A 1,074-nucleotide genomic window follows, 5' to 3' on the forward strand; every position below is an offset into this window, starting at 1 on the left:
GGGTCAGGCCGCGTAGAGGTCGAAGGTCGGGGTCGGCCGGCCGCCGTGGGCGGGGGCGTCCAGGCGCGGATCGACGGAGAGCATCGCCTGGTGCAGCCGCTGGAGTTGGGGGGCGGGCTCCAGGCCCAGCTCCTCGACGAGCCGCCGCCGCAGGCCCCGGTAGAGCTGGAGCGCCTCGGACTGCCGGCCGGCCCGGTAGAACGCCACCATCGCCTGGGCGTACAGCCGTTCGTTGGCGGGGTGGAGGCGGGTCAGCTCGACGAGTTCGGCGAGGAGTTCGCCGTGCAGCCCGAGCCGCAGTTCGGCGTCGAGCCGGCGTTCGGTGGCGAGCAGCCGGGCCTCTTCGAGGCGGGCCGCGTGGATCCGCAGCGCCGCTCCGGCCCGTACGTCGACCAGGGCCGGCCCTTTCCACAGGGCGAGGGCCTCGCGCAGCAGCCGGGCGGCACGGGCGCTGTCGCCGTCGGCGAACGCGCTGTGCCCGGCCTGCGCCGCGCGCTGGAAGGCGAAGGCGTCGACGTCGCTCTCGGCGACGCGCAGGAGGTAGCCGTCGTGGCCGGTGGCGAGCAGGGCCCGTGCCCGTGCCGCGCCGCTGTCCGGCCCCGTCTCCGGCGCGCCGTACGGTCCGCCGAGGGCGGCGGCCAGGGCCCGGCGCAGCCGGAGGACGTAGGTCTGGAGGGTGCTGTGCGCGCTGTTCGGCGGCACCGCGCCCCAGAGTTCCTCCTTGAGGGTGGCCACCGGCACGGGGTGGCCGGGGTGGAGCGCGAGCAGCGCCATGATCTGTCGTGTCTTCGCCGCGCTCGGGACGACCGGGGCGCCGGCCGTCTCGGCGTGCAGCGGGCCGAGAATCCGTATCCTCACGTGTCCTCCGTCCATCGCCCGGGTGCCGTCCGGATCGGTTCCTTTCCGGATCGGCCGTTCTGGGAAGGAACGTAGGAGTGCGGGGGTGAGGGCCTCAATACGGTGGGACCGTAGGGCTGACCGAAGAATCTGCGGGGGTGTGTTCCTACGGGCCTGGCGAGGGTGCGGTGCGGAACGGCGGGCAAGGGGTGCGGGGAGCGCTTCGGAACCCCGGTC

1 protein-coding gene is annotated in these 1,074 nt (G+C 74.7%); it reads right to left on the minus strand.

What is annotated here, in order from left to right; translation table 11 throughout:
- Positions 1-3: 3 nt before the first annotated feature.
- Positions 4-858, minus strand: a complete 855-nt coding sequence (locus tag EAO70_RS35770; protein ID WP_148006960.1) for an AfsR/SARP family transcriptional regulator — start codon at positions 856-858, stop codon at positions 4-6.
- Between the last annotated feature and the right edge of the window lie 216 nt (positions 859-1,074).

It is taken from the genome of Streptomyces sp. adm13(2018), assembly GCF_008042145.1.
Classification (GTDB): domain Bacteria; phylum Actinomycetota; class Actinomycetes; order Streptomycetales; family Streptomycetaceae; genus Streptomyces.